We start from the raw sequence: 25,230 nt of genomic DNA on the forward strand, positions 1-25,230 counted from the left end.
CTAGTCTTACGAGAATAGTCCAAGGATAGCGATGTGTGGCCTTGCTAAGGCCCAGATCGCCGGTTATTCGCCGAGGTCGACGGACCGGGCTCCAGCGCATACCTGAGATGGTGGCTGACGTCACCCACCATGTCGATCAGAGTCAGGTCGCGGTAGGAAAACCGCCATTTGCCGTCGACGCAGGCGAAACGGTCGTGGTAGCGGCCCGTGACGATCGGCTGTAGCGGGAAGTCGTCGACCTGCTGAAAAACGGTGTAGTAGCTGCGACAACGAGCGATTCCGCACTGCGGGTCGATCTCGATGATCGGATTGCTGACCACGTGCTTGGTGCGCGGCGTCCCGTTGGGATACACAATGATCAGGGCCTCCCAGATCTTCAACAATCCCGCCGCATCGACGGTGTCCTGACCGCCGTCCTGATCACCGTCCGCGGCGATTCGGATGCGGGCGTGCTCGAAGAGCGCGGCGGCCGCCGGCAAATCGCCGGCGTCGATGCATTCGGCATAGCGATAGAGCAGGTTGGCGATCTGAGTCTCCGCCCGCATCGAGCAACGGTAGCGCGCCGGCCAGACCGACCGGCCCCACTCCGGGCCGTAGGCTGGGCCGGTGGGCGAAGTGTTCGACCCCGCGGTCAGGTTCACCCAATCCCCGGTGGCGCGGTTGGCAACGGTCACCCCCGAGGGCATTCCCCATGTGGTGCCGGTGGTTTTCGCGGTCGACAACGACCTGATCTTCACTGCCGTCGACGCGAAGCCGAAATCCACCCGCAGGCTGCGCCGGCTCACCAACATTGAGCGCACGCCGCAGGTCAGCCTGCTGGTCGATCATTACGACGACGACTGGACGCAGTTGTGGTGGGTCCGCGCCGACGGAGTCGCCCAAATCCATCCGGCCGGAGCGGTGCTGCACACCGGTTACCGGCTGCTGCGCGCAAAGTACGCCCAATACCAATCGGTGCTGCTGGATGGGCCGGTAATCTGCGTAGCCGTGCGGCGCTGGTCCAGCTGGCACGCGTGACCCGCCCCGCGCGTTGTGGCATCTGGTCTCCGGTCCGCTCCGGTAGGCGCCCGTTACCGACCCTTGTGTTGCGGGGCAGTTGAGAGAAAAGTTGCTACTGCGTCCTATGGGCTGGAACACACCGCGTACGGGAGTGGGCGGACAACCCCGGGAAGAACGGGAGGCAAGTCATGGCCGACAGAGCGGGTAGTTCCTCGGGTTCGGGAACTGCGCCTACCGCCGAAGGTCCGGACGCTATCCGCAACGTGGTTCTGGTCGGACCGTCCGGGGGCGGGAAAACCACCCTCGTGGAAGCGGTTTTGGTGTCCGCCGGAGTGCTCTCTCGCCCCGGCTCGGTAACCGACGGCACCACGGTCTGCGACTTCGACGAAGCGGAGATCCGTCAACAGCGCTCGGTCGGCCTGGCGGTCGCCGCACTGTCACACCAGGGCATCAAGGTCAATCTGGTCGACACCCCCGGCTATGCCGACTTCGTGGGTGAACTGCGCGCCGGGCTGCGCGCCGCGGACTGCGCGCTATTTGTCATCGCGGCAAACGAGGGTGTGGACGAGCCGACGAAGTCGCTCTGGCAAGAATGCAGCCAGGTTGGCATGCCGCGGGCGGTGGTGATCACCAAACTCGACCACGCGCGAGCGAACTACGCGGAGGCGTTGGCTGCCGCCCAGATCGCGTTCGGGGACAAAGTACTGCCGCTGTGTCTACCGACCAGCGACGGCTTGATCGGCTTGTTGTCCCAAACCCAGTACGCCTACGCAAACGGCACGCGCTGCGAGACGGCACCCGGAGCTTCGGACGCGGACCGGATAGAGGAGGCCCGCGGGTCCCTGATCGAGGGAATCATCGAAGAGTCCGAGGATGAGTCGCTGATGGAGCGCTACCTCGGTGGCGAGCAGATCGACGAATCGATCCTGATCGAGGATCTGGAGAAGGCCGTTGCGCGGGGCTCGTTTTTTCCGGTGATCCCGGTGTGCGCCAGCACCGGTGTCGACACGCTGGAACTGCTCGAAGTTGCCACGCGGGGCTTCCCCTCGCCCCGCGAACATCCGCTGCCGGAGGTCTTCACCCCACAGGGCGCCACCCACGCCGACTTGGCCTGCGACGTTGACTCGCCATTGCTCGCCGAAGTGGTCAAGACGACGTCGGACCCCTACGTCGGCAGGGTCAGCCTGGTCCGGGTCTTCGCCGGAACCATCAAGCCCGACGCCACGGTTCACGTGTCAGGTCACTTCTCATCCTTTTTCGGCAGTGCCAACGGGAACGGCGCGGCCGCCAGCACACACCCCGACCACGACGAGGACGAACGCATCGGGGTGCTGTCGTTTCCGCTCGGAAAACAGCAACGTCCGGCCACCAAAGTGGTGGCCGGTGACATCTGCGCGATCGGCAGGCTGAGCCGGGCCGAAACCGGCGACACCCTGTCGGACAAGTCCGAACCGCTGGTGCTGAAGCCCTGGACCATGCCGGAGCCGCTACTACCGATGGCCATTGAAGCCCATGCCAAGACCGACGAGGACAAACTCGCGGTCGGACTGAGCCGGCTGGCCGCCGAAGACCCAACGCTGCGCATCGAGCAGAACCAGGAGACCCACCAGATCGTGCTCTGGTGCATGGGCGAGGCCCATGCCGGCGTGGTACTCGACGCGCTCGCCAACCGATACGGCGTCACCGTCGACACCGTCGAGCTGCGGGTGCCGTTGCGCGAAACCTTCAGCGGCAACGCCAAGGGGCACGGCCGGCACGTCAAGCAGTCCGGTGGGCACGGCCAGTACGGGGTCTGCGACATCGAAGTGGAACCGCTTCCGGAGGGCTCGGGGTTCGAGTTCCTCGACAAGGTGGTCGGTGGAGCGGTGCCACGTCAGTTCATTCCCAGCGTGGAGAAGGGCGTCCGAGCCCAGATGGACAAGGGCGTGCACGCCGGGTACCCGGTTGTCGACATCCGGGTGACGCTGCTCGACGGCAAAGCCCACAGCGTCGACTCATCGGATTTCGCCTTCCAGATGGCCGGTTCACTGGCGCTGCGAGAGGCGGCCGCCGCGACCAGGGTGACGCTGCTGGAACCGATCGACGAGATCGCGGTGCTCGTGCCCGACGATTACGTCGGCACCATCATGGGCGACCTGTCCGGACGTCGCGGCCGGGTGCTCGGCACCGACACGGTGGGCCACGAACGCACGGTGGTCAAGGCCGAGGTGCCGCAGGTCGAATTGACCAGGTACGCCATCGATTTGCGCTCCCTGGCCCACGGGGCGGCGTCGTTCACCCGCTCCTTCGCCCGCTATGAGCCGATGCCCGAATCCGCCGCCGCCCGCGTGAAGACTCACGCATAGCGGCCCGGCGGATTCATGTCGACCATCAACGGACTGCCCGCGCACATCCTGCTCAATCACCTGGTCGTGGTGCTGGGTCCGCTGACCGCGATCCTGGCCATCGTGTGTGCCTTGTGGACACCGGCACGGCAGCGATTTGTCTGGCTGACGCTGCTGCTGGCGGTCATCACACTCATCGCGACCCCGATCACCGCTGACGCCGGTGCATGGCTTCAGGCTCGGCTGGGCCCGTCACCGATGGTAGAAAAGCACCAGGAACTCGGTGAGACCCTGACCTATTTCATGGCGGTCCAGGCGTTGGCCGTCGCCCTGCTGGTGGTCATGCATGTTCGCCGGGAACGGGGGCGTGCGGTCAACACCGCGACGCACCTGACGATCACCGCGCTGGTGATCGTTGCCGCCGCGGCCACGCTCGTCGCGACCTACCAGGTCGGCGATTCCGGCGCGCAGGCCGCCTGGGGTTCCATCGCTTCGGCGCTGGGACCCTACTAGGCCTGCCCGCCGAACTGTTGGGCCACCGCGCGCCGGTCCAGCGACCCCTTCGCGGTATGCGGCAGCTCACTGGCCATCTGGAAGGTGGCCGGAATTTCGAAGGACGCCAGCTTCTCCCGGCAGAATTCGGCGAGTTCCTGCGCAGTGGGCGCGGGCTCACGCGGCACGATCACCGCCGCGACCGCTTCGCCGTAGAGCGCGTCGGGGACGCCGAAGACCGCGTTCTCCTGCACCCCGGGGTGGCTGGCCAGCACCCCTTCGACGCGTTCCGGGGAAATCTTCTCCCCGCCCCGGTTGATCAGTTCCTTGATCCGGCCGCGGATGCTGAGGTCGCCCGCCTGCGACAGGGTTCCGAGGTCGCCGGTGCGTAGCCAGCCGTCGGTGAAGTTTGCCGCGGTGATCTTCGGGTCACCGAGGTAGCCGCGCACCACCGTGGGGCCGTGCAACCAGACTTCGCCGACGGCGCCGGGCCCGACCGGATGCCCGTCGGGCCCGACGATCCGGATTTCGGGCCCCGTTGATCGACCGACCAGACCGGTTGACTCAGCGGGGTTTTCGTCGCAGCCGCTGCCCTCGACACCGGTGCTTGCCACCTGGTGGGTGGCCTCGGTCATGCCGAATGCGCACAACACCGGGGCGGAGAACTCGTCATGCAACGCTTGCGCGGTTTCGGGCGTGAGTGGCGCGCTGCAACTGCGGATGAAGCGCAATGCGGCGCGAGTCCGGCCGGACGAGTCGGCTTCCCGTTCCGTCTTGGCGCGCTCCAACAAGATCTGGTGGATCGTGGGCACCGCGGTGTACCAGGTGGCGTGCGCGACGTGAATGTCGTCCCAGAATGTGTGCGCCGAGAATTTTCCGCGAGCCGGCAGCAGCACCGTGCCCCCCGAGACCAGGGTCGACAGCAACGCGGCCATCAGGCCGTGGCCGTGGTACAGCGGCATCACCGCAACCGTCGCGTCCTGTGGGCTCAGCCGGTATCCCGCGATGATGGACCGTATCGAGGTGGCGATGTTGGCGCGCGTCCAGGGAACCATCTTCGGCAGCCCCGTGGTTCCCCCGGTGAACATGATCATGGCGTCGTCGGCCCGCGACCCCTGGGGCGCCGACGCCACCGCGGTGGGCTCGCCGGCGGCGTCCAAATGGACCGACAGAATGCCGGTATCGCGCGCCACACTCACCGCGATCGGCCACCATCGAACCGCCGGTTCATCCCGGTCGCCGGGTCCGGTGCCGTCGATGAGCACCACGCGTGCCCCTGCGGCCCCGGCGCGGGCGCGTTGGTCAGCGACCGGCAGCGCCGGATCCAGCGGAACGACGATCAGATTCGCGCGTGACGCGGCCAGCAGCGCGACCACGAACTCGAGGTTGCTGCCCGAGCGCAACGCCACCCGCTCCCCCTGCCGCAGGCCGGCCCGAGTCAGCTGCCCGGCGAGGTCGTCGACCAGGCGGACCAGGTCGCGATAGCTGACCGCGACACGATCGGCGGTGAAGATGACCGCGGTTGCCTCCGGCAGCTGGGCCGCCGCCAGCTCCACCAGATCCGCCAGCCGAGGGCCGGCGGCCGAGTCGCAGGGTTGGGTCCCGACGTGCGCGGGCACTGCCTGGCCGCCGGTGATCGAGTCCGATGCCATCGCGTGCACTCCCTCCAGGTATTACCGGTGCAGTTGGCACCTGATCAGCACCCTGCCGGTGATCGGTACGCGTTGTCCAATACTGACCGGCTACCAGTCGATAGTCGACGGCTATCGAGTCGCGGTGGTGCCGGCCTACGCCGTAGCCGCCGCTCGATAGACGGAGTGAATCGTCGGATAGAGAACCGGTCTTGGACACAGCGGGGGCACCCGATAAGAGTGGTGATCAAGCCACCGGCCACCAACACACCCGAGGAGTCGCCACCATGACCACACAATCGGCATCTCCCAGCGACGCGACAGCCGCAGGCGGATTGACCGATGGTTTCCATCTGGTGGCCGACGCACTCAAAGCCAACGACGTCGCCACGATCTACGGAATCGTCGGCATCCCCATCACCGACCTGGCGCGCACCGTGCAGGCCCGCGGAATCCGCTACATCGGATTCCGCCACGAAGCCTCCGCCGCCAACGCGGCGGCCGCCGCAGGCTTCCTGACCGCCCGGCCCGGGGTGTGCCTCACCACGTCGGGCCCGGGTTTCCTCAACGCGCTGCCCGCACTGGCCAACGCAACCGCCAACTGCGTCCCGATGATCCAGATTTCCGGGTCCAGCCAGCGGGCGATCGTGGATCTGGCACGTGGCGACTATCAGGAGATCGACCAGCTCAACGCGGCCCGCCCATTCGCGAAAGCCGCGTACCGGATCAATCGGGTCGAAGATGTCGGGCTTGGCATTGCCCGCGCGTTGCGCACCGCGATCTCGGGCCGCCCGGGCGGGGTCTACCTCGACGTCCCCGGCGAGGTGCTCGGTCAGGCGATGGACGCGACGGCCGCCGCGGCGACCGTTTGGCGCCTCGTCGACCCGGCCCCGCGGCAATTGCCCGCACCCGAGGCCGTCGATCGCGCACTGACCATCCTCAGCCAGGCCCAACGTCCGCTGATCGTGCTGGGCAAGGGCGCGGCATATGCACAGGCCGACAACGCGATCCGGGACTTCATCGAGACGACCGGAATTCCGTTCCTGCCCATGTCAATGGCCAAGGGGCTACTGCCGGATTCGCATCCGTGCTCCGCGGGGGCGGCTCGCTCGCTTGCCATCGCCCGCGCCGACGCTGTCCTGCTGATCGGGGCTCGGCTGAATTGGCTACTCGGCCACGGCGAGTCACCGCAGTGGTCGGCCGACGCCAAGTTCATCCAGGTCGACATCGCGGCATCGGAGTTCGATAGCAACCGCCCGATTGCCGCGCCACTGACCGGCGACATCGGCTCGGTGATGGCGGCATTGTCCGACGGCCTGGCCCGGCATCCGATCGCGACCAGGGCCCCGTGGACCACCGAGCTCGCCGAACGCAAGGCACGCAACGAAGCAAAAATGCTGCAACGCTTGGCCGAGGATCCGCACCCGATGCGGTTCTACAACGCGCTTGGCGCCATTCGCACTGTGCTGCACGATAATCCCGACGTGTATGTGGTCAATGAAGGCGCCAACGCGCTAGACCTGGCCCGCAATGTCATCGACATGCAGCTGCCGCGTCACCGTATCGACACAGGAACGTGGGGGGTGATGGGTATCGGCATGGGCTACTCCATCGCGGCCGCGGTGGAGACCGGCCGGCCCGTCGTCGCAATCGAAGGGGATAGTGCATTTGGTTTCAGCGGCATGGAGGTCGAGACCATCTGCCGCTACCAGCTTCCCGTCACCGTGGTCATCCTCAACAACGGCGGCGTCTACCGTGGCGACGAGGCCACCAAGGCCCAGGCCACAGACGCCAGTCCCAACGACCCCGCCCCCACTGTGTTGAGCGCCCACGCACGCCACGAGCTGATCGCAGAAGCATTCGGCGGCAAGGGATATCACGTCACCACCTCGACTGAGCTGCGGTCGGCGCTGACCGCGGCGCTCGCATCCAACGGACCCACCGTCATCGACTGCGAACTCGACCCGGCCGCCGGTGTGGAGAGCGGGCACCTAGCCAGCCTAAATCCCACTAGCGCGGCCACCCCAGCGCGGGTCAGCGCCGGCGGCTGATCTCCATCAGCCGCGTTTGGAAGAACTCATCCAACGCGAGCCCCTGGGCGCTGGTCATCAGCGCCCTGGCGACGGGAGATCCAGGCCCGGTGGAACTGGTAGCCAAGGCGACCTGGGCTTTCACCACCGGGCTGACCAGTTGGACCGGGCGTATCTCACCGCCCGCGGGTGTGGTCCATAGCCAGGTGTGCGGCACAATGGACGCCGAATTCCCCGTGGCGACCTGAGCGAACAGCGAAGCAACGGAATCGGTTTCAACCTGCGGACTGACCGTGATGGCGTGGTCGGCGAAGGCCGCGTCGATGATTTGCCGGTCTCGCATATCCGAGGAGAGCAGGGCCAGTGGTAGCTGCGCGGCATCGAGCCAGCTCAGCGTCGACACGCCCGGGGGCAACATCTCCGGCGGCGCCAGCAGCACATGGCGCTCCTCGTACAGCGGCACCAAGTCAACGTCATGACCATCGTCGGAGGACGTATACACGATGGCGGCGTCCAGCTCGAAGTCACGCAGCCGCCGGTACAGCTCGGTGACCGCCAACCGGGAACAGATCTGCGCCTTCACCAACGGGTGCGCCGAGCAGAAGTCCGACAGCACCAGCGACGCAGTTGTCGAGGCAGACGGAACGGTGCCCAAACGCAGCGTTCCGGTGATCCCCGATCGCACCGCGTCCACCTCTGCCTTGAAGGCGTCGTGCTCGGCGATGATCCGCTTGGCCCAGACCACCAACCGCTCACCCTCCGGGGTGAGCCCCTCGAAGCTGTGGCCCCGATTGATCAAGGTGACGTTGAGTTCACGTTCGAGCTTGGCGATTGCCGAGGACAAGGCGGGCTGCGACACATAACACTTCTCCGCCGCCCGGGCGAAGTGGCGTTCCTGAGCTACCGCGACGAAGTACTCCAGTTGACGGAAGAGCACTGACACCTCCTCGGTCATGGGTACCGATTCGCTGAGGCTACCGCCCCCACCGGACCGTTGTCGCCCGCCGGTCCCCGATTGGGCCGCCAGGTCCTGCACCGTCGCGACAAGGTCCGCGCGCCATTGGGCGGTTCTCGTTACCCCGCAGCGCGGTTGGACCGCAGGCGCGGCGCGACGAGCCAGCCCGGACGTACGCGGAATCGGTATCGCTACCAGCGAATCCGACCCCGGAATCTGCGCCAACGTCAATTTCGGATTGATTTTCGGCGCACCGAGGAGTTTCACCCGAGACCCCGAATATGGGCCCGAATCCCGACCCCCTGGCTAACTGAGAATTGTTTGCTACACCCCGCGAGTGGGCACCTAACAACTAGAATGCGTTTAGTTGCTCGCACCATCTCGAAGGGCGGACGCCATGCGTCGAATAATTCGTTATCTATTCGTTATGGTTGCGATTACAGTATTGGCGGTCGTGGCAGCGGGCAGTCCCGCCACCGCGGCCCTGCCGGCCGCAGAGCCGATTCCGGGCGTTACTTCGGTGTTGCCCGCGAACGGAGCGGTGGTAGGAGTGGCGCACCCCGTGGTGGTGACGTTCACCGCGCCAGTGACCAACCGCCGCGCCGCCCAACGGACCATTCACGTCCTTTCACCGAGCAACATGACCGGACACTTCCAGTGGGTCCAAAGCAACGTCGTGCAGTGGGTGCCGGACCGATACTGGCCCACCCACACGCGCGTTTCGGTGGGGGTGCAGGAACTGACCACCGGCTTCGAGACCGGTGACGAGCTGCTCGGTGTGGCCAGCGTCTCCGCGCACACCTTCACCGTCAGCCGCAACGGTGACGTGCTGCGCACCATGCCGGCGTCGATGGGCAAACCCAGTCGCCCCACTCCGATCGGCAGCTTCACCGCCTTGTCCAAAGAGCGCACCGTTGTCATGGACTCCCGCACCATCGGCATCCCGCTGAACTCGTCGGAGGGGTACATGATCACCGCCTCCTACGCGGTTCGGGTCACGTGGAGCGGAGTGTATGTCCATTCGGCGCCGTGGTCGGTGAACTCACAGGGCTACGCCAATGTGAGCCACGGGTGCATCAACCTGAGCCCGGATAACGCGGCGTGGTACTTCGACAGCGTCAACGTCGGCGATCCGATCGAGGTGGTCGGCTAGTCTTTGCGGCGCGCACAACGGTGCTGGCTGCCGGCTGAATCATCCAGCCGGTCAGCCGATCCCGGCCTGCACCACCTTGACAACCACCAGCACCACCGCGACCACGAGGTAGGCCCGCAGGGTGAATAGGCCCAGCCGGTGTGCCGGCGACATGGCCGGGCGGGCAAGGTCGGTCAGATTGGGGGTACACCACTGGGCCCGGTCCTGTTGGCGAATGGCACGCCGTTCGGCACGGCTGAGCAACTTGGCGTCGTTGATCTCATCGACCTCCCCGGGATCCAGCCCGCCGCCCAGGGATTGCGAGATGGCCTCCGCGTCGCGTCGGTCGCTGCGCCGGCGGCCGGTGATGAGCACCGCAGCGCCGCCCATCATGCCGATCGCCGCGCCGGCCACCAGACCTATCTCGATGGCGGCGGTCGACAGGCGCGGAAAGAAGGTCGTTACCGTCAGCGCCAGCGACAGCAAGACCAGACACCAGACCGTGGTCCAAGCAATAATGTTCTGCCGCAGGGTGTTTACCCACGGACCCAGTACCGCATGGTCGTTGCAGAGCAACACCAGAAATACCGTTGCCGACGGTAGCAGGATGCCGGCGAGGGCCTGCACACCCTGGGTCACCAAGCCGAGCAAGTAGTCGGGGCTGAACGCTACCGCGGCTGAAATCGCAAGTAGCGCCGCGTAGCCGCCGTAGAACAGCGGGGCCTCACTGATCTTCCAGTGCAGCGAGTGCCTTTTGCCCATCGCGTCGCCAACGGCATAGGTGGTGGCCAGCCCGATGGCGTTCGCGCCGATCAGCGATGCGTCGAGTAGCACGACTGCGAACAGGATGCCCACGGTGGAGCCGAAGTGGTTGGTCAAACTCGTTGCGACCGCGCCCGCGTCACTGAAGTGGCCGACGTCGGAGGTGCCGGCCAGGCCGAATGCGGTCACCGCCATCAGCGCTGTCGCCCCGACGATCACCACGACGATGCCGAGTACCAGATCCGCTCGTGCGTAGGGAATCCAGCGCGCCGTGATGCGCTTGTCCACCACGTTGGACTGCTGAAAGAACAACTGCCATGGTGCGATCGTGGTGCCGACGATCGCCACGATGAGCAACAGCACCGTGGAGTCCAGTCCTCCGGGGAAGCGTGGCACCAAACCACCCACCGTCCCCGAGAACGTCGGATGCACCAGTAGCGCCATCGGAATGATCACCACGTTGACCGCGATCAGCAGAAACATCATCTGCTCCCAGCGGCGAAATGAGCCGCCGGCGACCACCGCGAACAACAGCACCGCGGCGGCCGGGATGGCGACCGCCTTCGGGCAGCCGAGAAAGCCGAGGGCCATTGATACGCCGATGAATTCGGTGACGATGGTCAGCGCATTGAGGATCAACAGGTCGCCGACGCTGAACGCGCCCCAGAACTTGCCGAAGCGCTCGAAGATCAGCCGCGCGTGCCCGACCCTTACGACCGCACCCAGGCGCAACACCATTTCCTGGTTCACGTATAGCACCGGGATCAGCAAGGCCAGGGTCCAGAGCAGGGTCATCCCGTAGTTCTGGCCGGCCTGAGCGTAAGTGGCGACACCACCGGCGTCGTTGTCGCCGACCATCACGATCAGCCCGGGACCGCTGATGACCATCAGGGTCCGCAGACGCTGCCACCGCCGGGAAGCTACGCCGTCGCCATCCCGCCGGATCCGGCCGAACGCACCAACGATGTCGCCGGTATGGGCCGAATCCAGGACGGCGGCGTCGGCGGAGTGCACAGCGGAATTCGGGGCACCGCGACGCGAAGTGGATATCGAGGTCATCAACGTCTCGCTATCGATACAGAGGTGGCGAACCGGACAGCGCAAGCCACTCCCGGCGACGGACACCGGGTCAGCGTCCGCCGCCGAGTTCGTTGCGGCTCAGGGAATTAGCGGTAGTTGTTGGTGCCCAGATCTGGATGTCCACCCAGCGACGCGGTAACCACCGCGATCGGCATCCTGGACACGTAGCGGTTGGCGCGCTCCTGCGGTGTCAGGACGAAGTGGGCGGACCACTTGTTGGTCAGCCGCCGGCCCGCACTGAGCAGCGAACGTCCCGGAAAACCGGTCATGTAGGGAATACGTTGTGTAGCAACCAAAGCCATGATCTTACTCCTGGTGGGAAAACCGATCGGCTTACGTCATTCAACGCGTCAAGGTGTCCCGGGCCTTCATGGCGCTGGTGCCCCACGGATTGGGCACAGATCCTGGTGAAGGCCCGACAAGGCTTAGGCGGTAGAAGAAATGCCGGAACCGGATCGGGGGAAGACGGATTTCGGATAGGGACTATCGCCCGGACTGATGTCACTCATGTCTCGCCCTCACCTCCTCACGGCCATGACACACGGGGGTGTCGTCACATCACCTATGCAAGAGGGATGACCGTACGGCGACGCATCGTCGAACGCACTCCTCTCGTGGGAGCTTCGGCACTGCACGGCGTATCCGGACTATCCGGAAGCCACTTGGGCTCAACCCTTAGGCCGGGAAGAGCTGTCCTGACCCGGGGCATCTCTCGACGTTCGGGGTCAGTGGCCTGTATCCATGCAGACGCCTCGCCTACCGAGGTGCTTGCGGGAACCATGTTCGCACCGAAACCCGCTGCTCGTCAAACGGCTATTTGGTAACGGCCACCACCAACGATGGCACTGGCGATGGTGGCGGCCTACCCTCGCCGGCATGGGCACCACTTTGCAGGACGCCAAAGTCGCCGCGGCGCTGGACCGGATGTACGCCGCAGCCGCAAACGAAATGACGGCGCTGCGCGAGCGACGCGCTGAAATCGAACGGCTGTGGTCTGGGGATGCGCAGCAACGGGCCGACGCGATGAGCGAGTTCTACATCCCGGTGACACCGGAGGCCGGCCGACTCATGTATGCGCTGGTCCGTGCGATCCGACCCACGACCGTCGTCGAGTTCGGAATGTCGTTCGGCATATCCACCATCCATCTCGCGGCCGCGGTTCGCGACAACGGCAGCGGCCGGGTGGTGACCACCGAACTCAACGCCAGCAAGATCGCCGCCGCCAAGCAGACCTTCGCCGACACCGAGCTGGCCGACGTGATCACCGTCGCCGAAGGGGATGCGCTCGCGACGCTGACAACCGTGCCCGGACCGGTCCAATTCGTGCTGCTCGACGGCTGGAAAGACCTGTACCTACCCGTCGTCAGGCTGCTGGAGCCGGTGCTGCCGGCGGGTGCATTGATCCTTGCCGACAACACCGAGTCCGCCGGTTCCCGGCCGTACCTGGACTACATCCGGGACCCCGCCAACGGCTACGTGAGCTTCAACTTTCCCGCCAGAAGCCGCGACAGCATGGAAATCAGCTGTCGCACGGCCGATTAACGACTAGCGCAACGACTCCTCGAGCCACGGTATCAGCCACTTCACACCCTCTGGGGTGAGGTGAACGCCGTCACTGCGCACCTGAATCCCGTCAACCTTGGCCGTATAAACCCCATCTGGGGACAGCTTCTTGTTGAGGTCGATGATCCCGACGTTTCGGTGTTGGCTAACTGTCTTGCGCAACATGTCGTTCCATTGCCTGACCCGGTCCGGCTGGTCCTCCGGGTACAAGCGGCCATCCGGCTTCTCGCCGCCCCGGCTGTAGGGCACCGTGGCCACCATCACCCGGACACCACTGGATCCGACGATCTTGAGCGCCCGCTGCAATTCGAAGTTGAGATACCCATCGAAGGTCGGGTCTCCGATGTGAGTCCACTTTCCTTCGTTCACCCGGTCCACGGTCTCCCAGCGACCGATGATCAGCAGCGCGACATCGGGCCGGTCTTGACTGACCTGGGCGGACCATCTGCTGGGCCAGGTATCGCACTCCGGCCGTTGCTCCAATGTCTGACCGATGTAGCGATACGGCGTGCCCCGCACCAGGCTGCAACCGATGACGGTGTGGTCGATAAATCGGAATCCGGGTGTGGCGGGCAGGTAATGCATCATGGTCCAGCCGATCGAGTCACCGAACACCGAAACGGTGAATGGCCGGTTCGGATCTCGTGGCGCGGCGGCTGGCCCCGGCGCGGACGGCTCCGGCGGTGACGGTGAGACCGCGGCGACCGCCGAAACGCCGGGTGGCAGGCCTACCTCACGCAGGCCCGGGCCGGTGCCGACCGGGATAACCAGCATGGTGGCGGCGGCCGCGCTGGCGACGGTGGCCGCCGCCAGGGGTAGCAGCGGTACTCGCGCCGGGCGCCAGCGCCGGATCGGTTGCTCGAACAGCCACCACGACAACGCGGCGATAGCCACGGTGAGGGCACACCGCGCGGCGAACAGCCGCGTTCCGGTCCACCCGGTGCGCTCGCCGTTGAGGGCCAAAAAGATCGGCCAGTGCCACAGGTAGATGCCGTAGGAGATGGTGCCCAGCCAGACCAGCGGGCGCCACGCCAGCAAACGCGCGACCGCTCCGCGTTGTTCCAGCGCAACCGGCGCCACCACGAAGACCGCGGCCAGGGCGACCAGGATCAGCAGACCGTGGCGGAACTCGTTGACGTTTCCGGTGGCAAAGTGGGTGAGCGCCGCCAAGCCCGCCACCCCGATGACCGGCAGAAAGCGGGCGACGCGCCGCCCCCACCGGGTCCAGACCAGGCACCAGCCGTGGTTGAGCGCCGTCCAACCGCGCACCAACAACGCCGCCGCCGCGGCGCCGACCAACAAGGCCTGGGCCCGAGTATCGGTGCCAAAATAGATCCGGTCACGCGTTGACTCGGACGCAAAGACAATGGCCGCCGCGCCAGAGGCCAGGGCCCCCAGGGTGCCGATCACGAATATGGTGAACCGGACGCCGCCGAGGGTGGCCCGCTGGAAATAGCGCCTGGCCCGGGCCGCCAAGAGCAGTGTCACCGCGATCAACAACAGCGGCCATACGATGTAGTACTGCTCCTCCACCCCCAACGACCAGGTGTGTTGCAGCGGCGAGGGGGGCGCGCCCTGGGTGAAGTAGTCGGTCTTCTGTGCGACGAACCGCCAGTTGGCCATCCACAGGAAGGCCGCCAGCGCGTCGTTACGCAGTCCGGTGAGCGCCTGGTAGGGCAACAGCTCGCGGGCCGCGGCGACGGTGAGCACCATCAGCACCAGCGCCGGCAGCAGCCGGCGCGCGCGGCGAATCCAGAATCCGGTCAGATCGATCCGACCGGAGCGACCCAATTCGTCCAAGAGCAGCGAGGTGATCAGGAAGCCGCTCAGGACGAAGAAGACGTCCACGCCGATGAAGCCGCCGCCCACTCCGGGAACGCCGCCGTGCCCGACGAGCACCAGCGCGACGGCCACCGCGCGCAGGCCGTCCAGCGCAGGAATTCCGCGCTGTCGCCCCGCGCGGTCCCAGATTGCGGTGCGGCCCGCACGTCGCACCGGAGCAATCCAACGTTTGCGGGTAGCAGAAGAATCCGGCGCGGGGTCATACCCGCCCGGCTCAGTGCTTGCTGTTAGCGTGCCCGGAGCACCCTGTCGCCCCGCGCCAAAGTTGCTGCCGATACGTCGCTGCCCCTCCTCGTGATCCCAGCAAGCTTAGATGCGGCAGCGGTGGATCCTTTTGCAGACACGCCTAGGTGTAGCAAGGTTTTTCGACGACTTGGCCGCTATTTCGGGCTAGGCCGGGCCGGCCGGTTGCGCATCGGCAGCGTTGATGCCCAGTTCCTCCAACACCGCGCTGGTATCGGCGCCCAACTGCGGGGCCGGACCCGATACCCGGCCCGGGGTCCGGGAGAACCAGGTCGGCACTCCCGGGAAGCGAACCGGCCCGTGGGCAGTGTCGATGGTTTCGAAGAATCCGACGGCATTCAGATGCTGGTTGTCGAACAATTCCGCCGGACTCGACAGCGCTGACGCGGGTATCTCGAGCTCCTCGAGCAGATCCAGCCATTCCTGAGTGGTCCGCGCCGCAAAGGTCTCGGCCAGCAGCGCGTACACGGTGTCGATCTGGCGGGCCCGGCCCTCGAGGGTGGCGTACTGCTCGCTGGCCCATGGGGGCCGTACCGCATCGACGAAAGCGGCCCAGTGTTTGTCGTTGTAGATCAGCGCGGCAAGGTAGCCGTCGCTGGTGCGATACGGCCGCCGATTGGGCGCCACGGTGCGGGGATAGACCGCCGGGCCCAGCGGCGGATCGAACATCGCGCCGTTGGCGTGTTCGACCAGCATGAACGACGCCACGGCCTCGAACATCCCGATCTCGACCTCTTGGCCCTGCCCGGTACGTTCCCGGTGGAACAGGGCCATCATGGTCGCGTAGAGCGCGGTGAGTCCGGCGACCTTGTCCGCCATTATCGTTCCCACGTAGCTGGGCTCACCCGTGAGCTGCTCTTGCACGGACGGCAGTCCGCACGCCGCCTGAATGGTGTCGTCATAGGCCGGCAGATCCCGGTTGGGGCCGCGCCGGCCGTATCCGTAGCAGTTGGTGTAGACGATGGCCGGGTTGATGGCGGCGACCTCGGGGTAGCTCAGCCCAAGCCGGGCGATCGCCTTGGCGCGCATGGAATGGATGAAGACATCGGCCCCTTCGATCAGGGCCCGCACGGCAGCCTGGCCGGAATCGGACTTCAGGTCGATGACGGCGCTGCGCTTGCCCCGGTTGACGTTGACGAACACGCCGCTCATGCCGGCGGCCGGACCAACCGAGACGTACCGGGTGTCGTCGCCTTGCGGGGGCTCGATCTTGATGACATCGGCCCCCATGTCGGCCATGATCTGGGTGCAGTAGGGCCCCATCACCATCGCGGTGAGATCGACGACGCGCACGCCGGACAGCGGGCCGGTGCGCTTCCCGGCACCGGCCCCCAAACTAGAGTCGCAATCGGACCCGCAATTAGACATGGTGCGCGCTTCCTCGATTCGCCCACGCGGCCGACTCGAAACTGTAGCGGATGTGGTCTGGTTGTCCGCTGGGGACCACGGGAAAGACCAGTGGTGCGGCCAGATCTCGGATGGCGTAGAGCCCTTCGGCAACATCTTCCATCGACCAGGACAGGCGCTGCACGCCGGGACTTTCGGCGACCACCGCCCGCGCCACCCGGCCCGCGATGGCGATCAACATCTCACCGTTGACCGGACAGGACTCGTGCGCCAGCAAACCGACCACCGGGGCCACCAGCTCGGTGCCCATCGGCGGGTACGACGAAATATCCAGGCCGTCAGCCATTCTGGTCACCGCGGAGGGAACGATGACGTTGCACAAAACACCACTGGCCGCGCCCTCGACGGCGGCGACATTGGACAAGCCGATCAAGCCGGCTTTTGCCGCGGCGTAATTGGCGACCCCCTGGTTGCCGTACAGGCCGCCGATCGAGGAAGCCAACACGATGCGGCCGTAAAGTTGGTCACACATCAACCCGAAGGCCGGCCGCACGACGTGGAAGGCGCCCCGAAGATGCACGTCGATGACGGCATCGAAGTCTTCGTAGCTCATCTCCTTGAGCGGCGCGCTGCGCACGTTGCCGGCATTGTGGATCAGGATGTCGATCCGGCCGTAGCGCTCGAGCGCGGTTTCGATGATCGCCTGACCACCGGCGGGTGTCGTCACCGAGTCCAGCGACGCGGCCGCCTGCCCGCCGAGCGCGGTGATCTCGGCCACCACCTGGTGCGCGGGTGCGGGGTCGCCACCGGCACCGGCCAGCGAACCACCGGTGTCGTTGACCACGACTTTGGCCCCTCTGGCCGCCAGCAGCAGCGCGTACGCCCGGCTCAGGCCCCGGCCGGCGCCGGTCACCACGGCGACCCGATCGTCGAACCTGAGTTCAGTCATCACGATTCCAGAATGAGGCCATTCAGATCGCCTTTGCTTCGCCATTGGGCAAGCAGATCACCGAATGCGTAAAAACCCGGGCCGTAGGGTTCGCCGATGTGGGAACGGATTCCCTCGCCTTCGGCCGCACCGGGGCCGCCGCCTTCGTTGTTGTAGTAGCCGGGCGTGCACTCGAGATATCGAACTGGGTGTTGTCGATCGCGGTTTCCCGAATGGTCCTGCACCACTGGTCTTGTGCCTGCTGGCTGGGTTCGACGACGGTCGCACCCCGGGCCAGCGCTTCGGCGATGATGTAGGCGATGTGCTCGCCCTGCAATTCGTAGTCGGCGGCGATGTTGGCCGAGATGCCGACCTGGGTGAATCCGGTGAAAAACTGATTGGGAAATCCGCGGCTGGTCATGCCGTGCAGCGTTTGGTACCCATTGCGCCAATAGTCGAACAGCGACACGTTGTCGCGGCCCCTGATCTCGTCGATGGAGTAGCGGCGGCTGATCTGTGTGGTGATCTCAAAGCCGCTGGCGTAGATGATGCAATCGAGCTCGTACTCGGTGTCATTGGCCACCAGCCCCGTTTCGGTGGCCCGCTGGACGCCCCTGGTCTGCGAGACGTCGACCAGGGTCACATTGGGCCGGTTGAACGTCTGCAGATAGTCGTCGTTGGTGCACGGCCGCTTACACAGGAATCGGTAGTAGGGCTTGAGCGCCTCGGCGGTCGACGTGTCATCGACGATGCTCTGGATTCGGCGCCTCAGCCGCTCCAAGACTTTGTAGTCCTCTTCCTCACGGATCGCCATGAACTGCTCGGGGCTGAGTGCGGCCGGATCCTCGAGCGCCAGCACCCGCGCGGCGGTATTGCGACCCAGCTCGGTCCAGAAATCGCACACGTAGTCGGGTTGGCCCAGCGCCATCCCCTCGAAGGTCCAGGAATGGAAATTGCGCTGCCGCTGTTTCTGCCAGCCCGGCTGCAGTGACTTCGCCCATTCCGGGTCGGTGGGTGTGTTGTTGCGCTCCCCCACTGACGAAGGCATGCGCTGAAAGACGTACAGGTGCTTGGCATACCGGCCCAGGAACGGCACGATCTGCACAGCCGTCGCCCCCGTTCCCACGACCGCGACGCGCTTGTCGGCCAGCCCGCTCAACCCCCCGGTGTTGTCCCCGCCGGTGTACTCATAGTCCCAGCGTGCCGAGTGAAAGCTGTGACCACGGAAATCTTTGATGCCCGGGATGCCCGGCAACTTCGGCCGGTGAAACGGGCCCGAGGCCATGACCACAAAGCGGGCCCGGATGTCATCGCCGCGGTTGGTGCCGACGCGCCAGCGCCTGATCGCCTCATCCCAGTGCAGCTCCCGTACCTGCGTGCCGAAGATCGCGGAGTCATAGAGGCCGTAGTGCTTGCCGATGCGCCGGCAATGCTCATAGATCTCGCTACCGTCGGCGAACTTCTTGCTCGGCATGTAGTTCAGCTCTTCGAGCAGCGGTATGTAGCAGTATGACTCGTTGTCACACTGCAGGCCCGGATAGCGATTCCAATACCAGACGCCTCCGAAGTCGCCGCCCAGTTCGATGATCCTGACGTCAGCGACGCCGGCCTTCTTCAGGTGGGCACCGCAGAGCAGACCGCCGAAACCACCGCCGAGTACCAGCACGTCGATGTCGGCCGATATCGGATCACGCTGTAGCGGTGGCGAATAAGGATCGGATTCGTAGTATCCGGCAAAATCGTCAACCAGCTCGATGTACTGCCTGGAACCTTCCGGGCGCAGCCGCTTCTCGCGCTCTTGACGGTATTTCTCGCGCAGCGCGGGAAGGTCGATGTCGCCGGGTGTCTGGCTGGGCGGGCAGTCAGGGGCGGTCATCTCAGTCACGCCAGGGCGTTGGCCGGCAACGCCGCGGGGTGTAGCGGTGCGTCCATCCGGTGCACCGCGGGTAGCACCTCTTGGGCGAACAGGCGAGTGCTGGCCATCGCCTGCTCGTAGGGCATGGTGCCGAATTGCACAACGATGGTCAGCTCGCAGAACGAGCACGCCGCCTGGGCAGCGGTGATTCGGTGGTAGATCTCCTCCGGCGTCCCGATGAGCAGGTTCGATGCGTGATAACCGGGGGTTTTAGGGGGACCGCCCTTGGCGTCGCCGGTCACCGACGAGGCCAGCACCGCAGTCGCACTGGCCTCACGTGCGGCATAGGCCTCATAGCCCTTGACCCCCTTGAAGTTCGAGGCGTCGGCGAATCCATAGTGCACGGTGACATCGCGATTGGCCGTCCAGATCCACTCCTCGGATTCGGCGGCCTGCTCGGCGCTGGCCGTGCAGTACATGAACATGACATTCTTCGGCTGGCACGGCGGCAGGCCTTCCTCCTGGCGGAAGGTGTTCACTTGCTGCACCTCTCGCCCGGCATCCTCGATCGGCTTGTTGCCCACGAACAGCGGGACCATGCCGCGGCGGGCGAGGATCTCCAGGGATTCCGCGGTCGACGATGAGCTGTAGATCCGCGCGAAGAGGTCGGAGCTGAAGGGTTCGGGGCGAAGGGATATTTCTGGAACGGTGAAGATGTCGCCCTCATAGGCGAACCGCTTTCCACTGAAGGCCAGGGCGAGGATGTCCAGGGTTTCGTTGAACCGCTGCCGGCTTTCTTCACGCGGTACGCCGACCGCGGCGAACTCCCCCTTGGACACCCCGCGCCCGATGCCAAGCGTCGTGTATCTCCCGTTGGAGATGATGTCCAGGTAGGCCATCTGGTGAGCCAGCCGGATGGGATGCCACCAGGGCGCCACGGCCACGAACGTGCCGAGATTGACCCGCTCGGTTCTTCCGGCGAAGTAGCTCAGTGCCTGAATCGGGTTGGGCGTCATGCCATACGGTGTGCCGCAGTGCTCTGGCAACCAGATGCCGTCGAAGCCCAGTGGTTCGGCCAGGTCTCCGAGCGCGAGCGTGGCCTGGACGCATTCCCAGTCCGCAGTGCTGGGCGGGCGATCGTAGTCCTCGGCGAGCACCCGCTCCCAGTCCAGTGAATTGTGGGCGCCAAGTCCGATGTTGACCTTCATTGATCCGATCCCCTTCAGAGTTCTCGTGGTGCGCCGGTGCCCATGTATTCGGCAAGGTTGCGATGCAAGTTGGCGGTGCTGCGCTCCATGTACGGGTTTGGCTTGGGGCCGCCGAAGCCCCCCGACTTCATGCCCTGCTGGACCGCGGCCATGTTGGAGAAATCCTGCGGCAGCACGCTGCGCCAACCCGGGTCATCCGGCGGCGTGTAGACCCACTCCGTTTGCGGCTCTTCACCTTTGGGATACAGCTCGTAGCAGGACGCTTCGAAGACACATTGGTCGGGGTCGTATCCGTGTGGCCGGGCGCTGTAGCACAGGGCGGTGGTGAGGCCTTGACCGATCTGGAAGTTGGGAAAGATCTGCCAGGCGGTGCCGCTTTGGGCCAGGTGTTCGGGATCGATGGTCGGCCAGAGCACGCCGCGGGCGGCGTCGTCACGCCGTGCCGACGTCAGCCAGTGATCGAGTACCTGACCCGCGGGTGCGTCTTCGGGCAACTCCTCGACCAGACGCAGCGCGGCGTCCACCAACGTTCTGGTGGTGGACGCGTTGGTCTCCTCGAGCGTGTAGCGCTGCATTTCGGCGGTGGATACCCGCGGATCGGCTCCGGTTCCGAGCCGGATCTTGGACTTGGTCTGCGCCAGGTCCTTCGGCGCGTCGTAGCCGATGTTGCTGTGGCGGCCGTGGGCGGCCGCCCAGCCGCGGAAGTTGCCGAACTTGTTGAACTGCGGATGGGTGGTTGCGACGTGGTAGGTCTCGTTGAACGCCTCCATCGCCACCTTCCAGTTGCATTGGAAGGTCAGCCACTTTCGCCACTTGCAGCGCATGTCCTGCAACCGGAACGGGTCGAGCATGGTGGCCGCGGGCTCCAGGTACTGGCGCAATGGCTGCGCGGCCGGATCCATATTGATCCAGATCCAGCCGCCCCAGGTGTCGACGTTGACCGCGGCCAGGTGGGTGTTCTCCGGGGTCAGCGCGCCTTGCCAGTCCGGCTTCTCGGGGATGTGGATGCAGTTGCCGTCCTGGTCGTAGGTCCAGCCGTGGAACCCGCAGACGAACGACTTTTTGTGGCCGCAAACGTTTTTAGCTCCCGGGGGGATGTCGACGAGCCGACGGCCTCGGTGCATGCAGACGTTGTGATGGGCCTTGAAGGTGTCGGCTGCGCTGCGTACCACCACGATCGAGTCGTCGAGAATGTCGTAGGTGAGGTAGCTGCCAACCTTGGGAAGATCTTCCACTCTGCCGACTTGCTGCCATACCTTGCGCCACAGCTTGTCACGCTCGGCTCGGGCGTAGTCCGCGCAGGTGTACGCGTCGACCCCGAAGGTGACCGCACCGGTCAACGTCGCCTCGACATCGTCGTGGCGGGCCGCGTCCATCGGTTCTGCCCTCCCGTCGTTGTGATCGGTCACCTCAGGCCTCGTCCCAGCGTTTGATCGCGGCCCGAAACGACTCGTCCTTGAGGAACAACGAGGTGTTGTCGGCACCCAGATGTCCCCATTTGAGGTTCAGGCCGCCGTCGACCAGCAGCGTCTGGCCGGTGATGTAGCTGGACAGGTCGGAGAGCAGGAACAGGATCACCCCGGCCACCTCGTCCGGACGTCCCCGCCGCCCCATCGCAATAGCGCGGCGATCACGTTCGGGGTCGACGTCGGTATAGGTGTGCGACGCCGGCGTCTCGGTCACCCCGGGTGCCACCGCGTTGACCCGGATCGGGGATCCCGCCGCGGTCTCGTCGCAGGCGAGTTCGAGGGCCATGGTGCGGGTCGCCGCCACGATCGCGGCTTTGGCTGTGCCATAACCGATGTGAAAGGGAGCGGCGTTCATCCCGCTGATGGAGGACAGCGAAACAATGGAACCCGGCCGCTGGCGACTCTTCAGTTCCGCGGCGATCGCCTGGCTCATGAAGAACATCGCCTCCAGATTCCTGGCGAACAGCTCATGCCAGGCGCTGCGCCGGACCCGGGTGCTCGGCATCCAGGTCGACGGGTCGGCGCCGCCGGCGACGTTGACCAGACCGTGCAAGTCGCCGTCGGCACGGCGCACGGCCTCGAGCGTGGCCTCGATTCCCTCATCGGTGCAAACGTCCGCGGCCACCGGCAACACCGCCAGTCCCTCGGCCACCAGCGGACCGACATGGCGGTCCAGATTGTCCTGGCCACGGCTCACCGCGACAACCGTCGCTCCCGCCCGAGCAACCATGCGCGTCACCGCCGTGCCGATACCGCCAGCCGCGGCACCGGCGACCACGACGACGCGCCCGGAGAGGCTCAGCAGATCAACAGTCATTGACCTGGCCGCTATTTGTCCGGACAAGATAATGGCGTGCACTCATTAGAGAGTATGATTCTCTCGTTTTGGCGGCCTCGTCAAGGGCAATGTTCGGCATGGCCGCGGCTATTGTCTGGACCAGATTCCGATTGCTATGGTCCGAGCAGTGATACCCGTAACCCGACGGTTGCAGCACGCGGGCCGCTACCCGGTCACGCGGGCACCCAACGTTGCCGAAGGCTGGACCCTGACCCGGCTCACCGCGCCCAGCCGGCCGTTCGGCGCCAATGGGTTGCGCACCGGTCCGGATGGCAGGGTCTACATCGCGCAGGTGACCGGCAGCCAGATCAGCGCGCTGGACCTGAGCACCGGACGGCTGGACACCGTCTGCCCCAAGGGGGGTGCGATCATCGCGCCCGACGACCTGGCCTTCGACCAGGACGGCAATCTCTACGCCACCGAGGTGATGGACGGCCGGGTGAGCGTGCGCGCGCCCGATGGCCACACCCGGGTGCTTCGAGACGACATTCCGTCAGCCAACGGCATCACCTTTCACCAGGGCCGGTTGTTCGTCGGTGAATGCCGCGACGGCGGGCGACTGCTGGAGCTGGACCTCAACGGCGGGGCACCCCGAGTGCTGGCGCGCAACCTGCCCTCGCCCAACGCCATGGAGGTCGGCCCGGACGGCTTGTTGTACTTCCCGGTGATGGGCGCCAACGAGATCTGGCGCATCGATCCCGACGGCGGTGTCCCGCAGTGTGTGGCCGGCGATCTCGGAGTTCCCGACGCGGTGAAGTTCGACCCCCATGGCCACCTCGTCTCGACCCAGGTGCACAGCGGTGAGGTGCTGCGGATCAATCCCCGCACCGGAGATCGCACCGTGCTCGCGGCACTGCACCCGGGTCTGGACAACCTGACCTTCGTCGGCGAGCGGCTGTTCGTTTCGAGTTTCACCGGCGAGATCACCGAGATCCTCGGTACCGGAGAAACGCGGACCACGCTGCCGGGCGGGTTGACCTGGCCGCTGGGGCTGGCCGTCGACGCGGATGGCGACCTCTACATCGCCGACGGCACCTACTTTTACGTTCTGCTCGCCGACGGCACCCTGCGTGTCGGCGGAATGCTCTTCTCGGCGGGGTACCCGGGGTTTCTGCGCGGAGTGGCCGCGCTGGGATCCGGCGAATTCGCGGTGACCACGTCCAACGGCGAGGTTGCGCGCTACCGTCCCTGGGCGTCCGAAAGCGAGGTGTTGGCCACGGGTTTGGACCAGCTCTACGGGGTGGCCGTGGCGGGTTCGGGCGCCCTGTTCGTGGCCGAGCGGGGCGCCGGACGGGTGCTGTCGGTCCGGCCGGACGGGGTCGAGGTGATGGCATCGGGCCTCAGCGATCCGGTTGGCGTGGCCGTCACGGCCGACGGGAGGTGCGTGGTGACCGAGGCCGACGCCGGCCGGGTGCGCACGCTCGGCGATACCGGCACCTTGTTGGACGGATTGCAGTGTCCGCAGGGCGTGGCCATTTGCGACCGGCAGGTCTACGTCATCGACTCCGGAGCAAAGCAACTCGTCGCAGTCGATCTCGGCTCGCGCACCCGCCACACCATCGCGTGGGATCTACCGGTGGGAGCACCCGCCGGCGTCACCCCCAAGCCGCTGCGCGGAATGCCGCCGTTCTCCGGCCCGCAGGGACCGTTCGCCGCAATCACGCCCGGGCCGGACGCAACCCTCTACATCTCCGCCGACGCGGATGGCAGCGTACTGGCATTGCGCCGGGAATCCTGAAGGCCGCCAAAGTTGTCCGAGCCAAAGATCCTCGATCACCGCTATCTTCAGGTGGCGCGGACGCTACGCAAAGAGATCGTGGACGGTATCTATCCGGTGGGCTCGCAGTTGCCGACCGAACACGAGCTGTGTGATCGGTTTGCCGTGAGCCGGTACACCATTCGGGAGGCGCTGCGCCGGCTGCGGGAAGACAACCTGGTTTCCTCGCGCCCGCGCACCGGGACGCTGGTGGTACCGCGACCGTCGTCGGATTCGTAAGTGCAGCATGTGATGTCGATCAACGATCTGCTGGCCTTCGCCACCGGCACCAGATTCGTGATCGAATCCATCGCCATGGCCACCATCGCCGATGAGGTGAGCGCACAGACCGGGCTGGCCAGCGGCGAGCAGTGGCTGAGCGTCTGCGGGTTTCGGCGGGCCGAGAACGCCGAGCCGGCCGAACCCGCACTTTGCCGCACCCAGTACTACATCAACCGCGCATTCGCGGCGGTCGGCAGGTTGCTACACCGCCACGACGGGCCGATCTTTCCGTTGATCTAGGACCTATTCGGATTGGGCATCGTTGAGGTCCAACAGGAAATCGCGGCCGTGTCAATCTCACCGGCGCTGGCCCACGGCCTCCAGGTCGAACCGGGATCTGCGGCCTTGCAGATCCGACGCGCCTATGTGACATCCGACGAGCAGGTGGCCCAGGTCACGCTCAACACCCATCCGGCGTCCCGGTTCCGTCACTCGATGACGATGCGTCGACTCCGCGGTGAAACCGGATCCTCCGGTGTGACAGACCAATAGCG

At 65.8% G+C, this 25,230-nt stretch carries 18 protein-coding genes, 2 pseudogenes and 1 riboswitch; of the genes and pseudogenes, 8 read left to right on the forward strand and 12 right to left on the reverse strand.

The window, feature by feature from the left end:
• Positions 1-44: 44 nt before the first annotated feature.
• Positions 45-545 carry a nuclear transport factor 2 family protein gene (locus MMSP_RS01355; protein ID WP_011742303.1) on the reverse strand — a complete coding sequence of 167 codons (501 nt, stop codon included), beginning with the start codon at positions 543-545 and terminating at the stop codon, positions 45-47.
• Positions 546-606: 61 nt separating this feature from the next.
• Here MMSP_RS01355 and MMSP_RS01360 point away from each other — a divergent pair, with 61 nt between their 5' ends.
• From MMSP_RS01360 to MMSP_RS01370, 3 genes are all read left to right on the forward strand, one after another.
• Positions 607-1,017: a TIGR03668 family PPOX class F420-dependent oxidoreductase gene (locus tag MMSP_RS01360; protein WP_011742304.1), complete on the forward strand. Its 411-nt coding sequence runs from the start codon at positions 607-609 to the stop codon at positions 1,015-1,017.
• Between the two features lie 170 nt (positions 1,018-1,187).
• Positions 1,188-3,344 (forward strand): elongation factor G-like protein EF-G2, encoded by a 2,157-nt coding sequence (locus MMSP_RS01365; protein WP_020785159.1) that lies wholly within the window; start codon positions 1,188-1,190, stop codon positions 3,342-3,344.
• Between the two features lie 15 nt (positions 3,345-3,359).
• Positions 3,360-3,836, forward strand: a complete 477-nt coding sequence (locus MMSP_RS01370) for a DUF2231 domain-containing protein (protein ID WP_015354114.1) — start codon at positions 3,360-3,362, stop codon at positions 3,834-3,836.
• On the opposite strand, the gene MMSP_RS01375 is transcribed toward MMSP_RS01370, so the two are convergent.
• The gene (locus MMSP_RS01375) at positions 3,833-5,467 is read right to left on the reverse strand and encodes a FadD7 family fatty acid--CoA ligase (RefSeq protein ID WP_020785160.1); all 1,635 of its coding nucleotides are present in this window, start codon (positions 5,465-5,467) and stop codon (positions 3,833-3,835) included. The genes MMSP_RS01370 and MMSP_RS01375 overlap by 4 nt on opposite strands.
• Before the next feature lie 266 nt (positions 5,468-5,733).
• Here MMSP_RS01375 and oxc point away from each other — a divergent pair, with 266 nt between their 5' ends.
• Positions 5,734-7,497, forward strand: coding sequence for an oxalyl-CoA decarboxylase (oxc, locus tag MMSP_RS01385; protein WP_036425947.1), 1,764 nt, complete (start codon positions 5,734-5,736; stop codon positions 7,495-7,497).
• Here oxc and MMSP_RS01390 read toward each other — a convergent pair.
• The gene (locus MMSP_RS01390) at positions 7,481-8,413 is read right to left on the reverse strand and encodes a LysR family transcriptional regulator (protein WP_036426997.1); all 933 of its coding nucleotides are present in this window, start codon (positions 8,411-8,413) and stop codon (positions 7,481-7,483) included. The two genes, oxc and MMSP_RS01390, sit on opposite strands and share 17 nt — an antisense overlap.
• 415 nt (positions 8,414-8,828) lie before the next feature.
• Here MMSP_RS01390 and MMSP_RS01395 point away from each other — a divergent pair, with 415 nt between their 5' ends.
• Entirely contained in the window at positions 8,829-9,584 is a 756-nt protein-coding gene (locus MMSP_RS01395) for a L,D-transpeptidase family protein (RefSeq protein WP_036425950.1), read from the forward strand.
• Between the two features lie 51 nt (positions 9,585-9,635).
• Here the strand turns inward: MMSP_RS01395 and MMSP_RS01400 are convergent, their stop codons facing one another.
• Complete coding sequence (locus MMSP_RS01400) at positions 9,636-11,384, reverse strand: NRAMP family divalent metal transporter (RefSeq protein WP_036425952.1); 1,749 nt, start codon at positions 11,382-11,384, stop codon at positions 9,636-9,638.
• 107 nt (positions 11,385-11,491) lie between these two features.
• A complete protein-coding gene (locus MMSP_RS01405) occupies positions 11,492-11,707 on the reverse strand; it encodes a hypothetical protein (protein WP_012392300.1) in 216 nt (71 codons plus the stop codon).
• A 298-nt stretch (positions 11,708-12,005) separates the two neighbouring features.
• Positions 12,006-12,176: riboswitch (M-box (ykoK) riboswitch) on the reverse strand.
• Positions 12,177-12,281: 105 nt separating this feature from the next.
• On the opposite strand from MMSP_RS01405, the gene MMSP_RS01410 reads away from it, so the two are divergent.
• On the forward strand, positions 12,282-12,947 hold the full coding sequence (locus MMSP_RS01410; RefSeq protein ID WP_015354109.1) for an O-methyltransferase: 666 nt from the start codon (positions 12,282-12,284) through the stop codon (positions 12,945-12,947).
• 3 nt (positions 12,948-12,950) lie between these two features.
• Here MMSP_RS01410 and MMSP_RS01415 read toward each other — a convergent pair whose 3' ends face one another.
• From MMSP_RS01415 to MMSP_RS01445, 7 genes and pseudogenes are all read right to left on the reverse strand, one after another.
• Positions 12,951-14,963 (reverse strand): acyltransferase family protein, encoded by a 2,013-nt coding sequence (locus MMSP_RS01415; protein WP_020785165.1) that lies wholly within the window; start codon positions 14,961-14,963, stop codon positions 12,951-12,953.
• A 237-nt stretch (positions 14,964-15,200) separates the two neighbouring features.
• The gene (locus MMSP_RS01420; protein WP_012392297.1) at positions 15,201-16,421 is read right to left on the reverse strand and encodes a CaiB/BaiF CoA-transferase family protein; all 1,221 of its coding nucleotides are present in this window, start codon (positions 16,419-16,421) and stop codon (positions 15,201-15,203) included.
• Positions 16,414-17,349, reverse strand: a complete 936-nt coding sequence (locus tag MMSP_RS01425; protein ID WP_020785167.1) for an SDR family NAD(P)-dependent oxidoreductase — start codon at positions 17,347-17,349, stop codon at positions 16,414-16,416. Before MMSP_RS01425 ends, MMSP_RS01420 begins: the two co-directional genes overlap by 8 nt.
• Positions 17,349-19,204, reverse strand: a pseudogene (locus MMSP_RS01430) (flavin-containing monooxygenase). Before MMSP_RS01430 ends, MMSP_RS01425 begins: the two are co-directional and overlap by 1 nt.
• A gap of 5 nt (positions 19,205-19,209) precedes the next feature.
• A complete protein-coding gene (locus MMSP_RS01435; RefSeq protein WP_020785169.1) occupies positions 19,210-20,391 on the reverse strand; it encodes an LLM class flavin-dependent oxidoreductase in 1,182 nt (393 codons plus the stop codon).
• A 14-nt stretch (positions 20,392-20,405) separates the two neighbouring features.
• A complete protein-coding gene (locus MMSP_RS01440) occupies positions 20,406-21,767 on the reverse strand; it encodes an SRPBCC family protein (RefSeq protein WP_020785170.1) in 1,362 nt (453 codons plus the stop codon).
• Positions 21,768-21,801: 34 nt separating this feature from the next.
• The gene (locus MMSP_RS01445) at positions 21,802-22,677 is read right to left on the reverse strand and encodes an SDR family NAD(P)-dependent oxidoreductase (RefSeq protein ID WP_020785171.1); all 876 of its coding nucleotides are present in this window, start codon (positions 22,675-22,677) and stop codon (positions 21,802-21,804) included.
• Between the two features lie 136 nt (positions 22,678-22,813).
• Between MMSP_RS01445 and MMSP_RS01450 the strand changes: the two genes are divergently transcribed.
• On the forward strand, positions 22,814-24,436 hold the full coding sequence (locus MMSP_RS01450; RefSeq protein ID WP_036425956.1) for an SMP-30/gluconolactonase/LRE family protein: 1,623 nt from the start codon (positions 22,814-22,816) through the stop codon (positions 24,434-24,436).
• A 12-nt stretch (positions 24,437-24,448) separates the two neighbouring features.
• Positions 24,449-25,228 (forward strand): annotated as a pseudogene (locus tag MMSP_RS01455) (GntR family transcriptional regulator).
• Positions 25,229-25,230 lie beyond the last annotated feature (2 nt).

It is taken from the genome of Mycobacterium sp. 012931, assembly GCF_000419295.1.
GTDB classification, from domain to species: domain Bacteria; phylum Actinomycetota; class Actinomycetes; order Mycobacteriales; family Mycobacteriaceae; genus Mycobacterium; species Mycobacterium marinum.

What these genes read in the sequence shown, in the direction of transcription:
- MMSP_RS01355 (WP_011742303.1), bottom strand. Translation starts at nt 545, where the DNA reads ATGCGGGCGGAGACTCAGATCGCCAACCTGCTCTATCGCTATGCCGAA.
- MMSP_RS01365 (WP_020785159.1), top strand. Translation starts at nt 1,188, where the DNA reads ATGGCCGACAGAGCGGGTAGTTCCTCGGGTTCGGGAACTGCGCCTACC.
- MMSP_RS01370 (WP_015354114.1), top strand. Translation starts at nt 3,360, where the DNA reads ATGTCGACCATCAACGGACTGCCCGCGCACATCCTGCTCAATCACCTG.
- MMSP_RS01375 (WP_020785160.1), bottom strand. Translation starts at nt 5,467, where the DNA reads ATGGCATCGGACTCGATCACCGGCGGCCAGGCAGTGCCCGCGCACGTC.
- oxc (WP_036425947.1), top strand. Translation starts at nt 5,734, where the DNA reads ATGACCACACAATCGGCATCTCCCAGCGACGCGACAGCCGCAGGCGGA.
- MMSP_RS01395 (WP_036425950.1), top strand. Translation starts at nt 8,829, where the DNA reads ATGCGTCGAATAATTCGTTATCTATTCGTTATGGTTGCGATTACAGTA.
- MMSP_RS01400 (WP_036425952.1), bottom strand. Translation starts at nt 11,384, where the DNA reads ATGACCTCGATATCCACTTCGCGTCGCGGTGCCCCGAATTCCGCTGTG.
- MMSP_RS01405 (WP_012392300.1), bottom strand. Translation starts at nt 11,707, where the DNA reads ATGGCTTTGGTTGCTACACAACGTATTCCCTACATGACCGGTTTTCCG.
- MMSP_RS01410 (WP_015354109.1), top strand. Translation starts at nt 12,282, where the DNA reads ATGGGCACCACTTTGCAGGACGCCAAAGTCGCCGCGGCGCTGGACCGG.
- MMSP_RS01420 (WP_012392297.1), bottom strand. Translation starts at nt 16,421, where the DNA reads ATGTCTAATTGCGGGTCCGATTGCGACTCTAGTTTGGGGGCCGGTGCC.
- MMSP_RS01425 (WP_020785167.1), bottom strand. Translation starts at nt 17,349, where the DNA reads ATGACTGAACTCAGGTTCGACGATCGGGTCGCCGTGGTGACCGGCGCC.
- MMSP_RS01435 (WP_020785169.1), bottom strand. Translation starts at nt 20,391, where the DNA reads ATGAAGGTCAACATCGGACTTGGCGCCCACAATTCACTGGACTGGGAG.
- MMSP_RS01440 (WP_020785170.1), bottom strand. Translation starts at nt 21,767, where the DNA reads ATGGACGCGGCCCGCCACGACGATGTCGAGGCGACGTTGACCGGTGCG.
- MMSP_RS01445 (WP_020785171.1), bottom strand. Translation starts at nt 22,677, where the DNA reads ATGACTGTTGATCTGCTGAGCCTCTCCGGGCGCGTCGTCGTGGTCGCC.
- MMSP_RS01450 (WP_036425956.1), top strand. Translation starts at nt 22,814, where the DNA reads ATGGTCCGAGCAGTGATACCCGTAACCCGACGGTTGCAGCACGCGGGC.